At 28.3% G+C, this 1,277-nt stretch carries 2 rRNA genes; both read left to right on the top strand.

The features are described 5' to 3' along the window. Positions 1-126: ribosomal RNA gene (locus INR60_RS17150) — 23S ribosomal RNA — on the top strand; the annotation flags it as partial. A gap of 52 nt (positions 127-178) precedes the next feature. Then, positions 179-295: ribosomal RNA gene (rrf, locus tag INR60_RS17145) — 5S ribosomal RNA — on the top strand. Positions 296-1,277 lie beyond the last annotated feature (982 nt).

Genomic DNA, 1,277 nt, shown 5'->3' with positions numbered 1-1,277 from the left:
CAAGATTAGATTTCCCATAGCGTAAGCTAGTAAGACCCCTTGAAGAACACAAGGTTGATAGGTCAGGAGTGTAAGTGTGGCAACACATTCAGCTGACTGATACTAATAGGTCGAGGGCTTGACCAATTATTTGTTAACTAAAATTCATGTGCAATTTTAAGAGAATAACTCTTAAAAATTTGGTGATGATGGCGTAGAGGAAACACTCCTTCCCATTCCGAACAGGAAAGTTAAGCTCTACAGCGCCGATGGTACTGCACGGGAGACTGTGTGGGAGAGTAGGACGTTGCCAAGTGAATAACAAAGAGATAGTTTTTACACTATCTCTTTTTTCTTTGCAAAAAAACAATATAAAAAGTTATCAACAAATATAAATAAAAATAAAAAAGTTACTAACAATTAATTAAATAATCCACAGAAAATAAATACTATTATATATGTAAGGATCCATATCTAAAGTTTAAGCTTAAAGATATGGGTCTTTTTTAATGTATTTATAAAAATATAAATTAAAATAATCATTAATTTAAGATAGTAATTAAAAGAAAATGAATGTAATTAAAAAAGATAGGGGCTTAATTATAATAAAAAATATAAAATAAATCGAAAAAATAGACTATTTTATATAAATTAAAATGTTTATAAAGCTGAAAAAATTATTTATATAAAGAAAAACATCAAATATAGAAGGTCTTGTTATTAGTAAAAACTAATTTTTTATATATTTACAAGATTATTTGATTAGTTTAAATAAAAAATATTTGATTTTAGAAATCGAAAGCGTAGCAATTTAAAAAAATAAAGCTTCAAATATATGTTAAAAATGAGATAAATAGAGGGTTTAAAGGTGAAAAAACACTTAAAAAATGCGACACTTTACCTAGCGTATCAGTAGTAGTAAAAGATAATAAAATGTAGAAAAAAGGAGTATTATAAGAATAATTTGCCTAAATAGATAAATATCTTATAAACTGGCCTTTTATATATGATAAACTAACGAAGTCGCTTGAGGGCAGGCAAACAACAAAGGTTGATTGCAAACGAGTTTTTTCGATAAAAGAGTCAAAAAAACTTGTTGACAAAATTCTCCCTAAGTGGTAAGATAATTAAGTCGCTTGAGTGCGACGGAGATTAAATGGTCTTTGAAAATTGAACAGATTTATATAATACAAAACCAGCAATTCTTTTTACGAATTTAAGTTTTAAGAGTACAGATTAAACTTTTTATTGAGAGTTTGATCCTGGCTCAGGACGAACGCTGGCGGCGTGCCTAACAC

This window comes from Clostridium chrysemydis, from assembly GCF_015234215.1.
Classification (GTDB): domain Bacteria; phylum Bacillota; class Clostridia; order Clostridiales; family Clostridiaceae; genus Clostridium; species Clostridium chrysemydis.
This window is presented reverse-complemented; position numbering and strand designations above follow the sequence as displayed.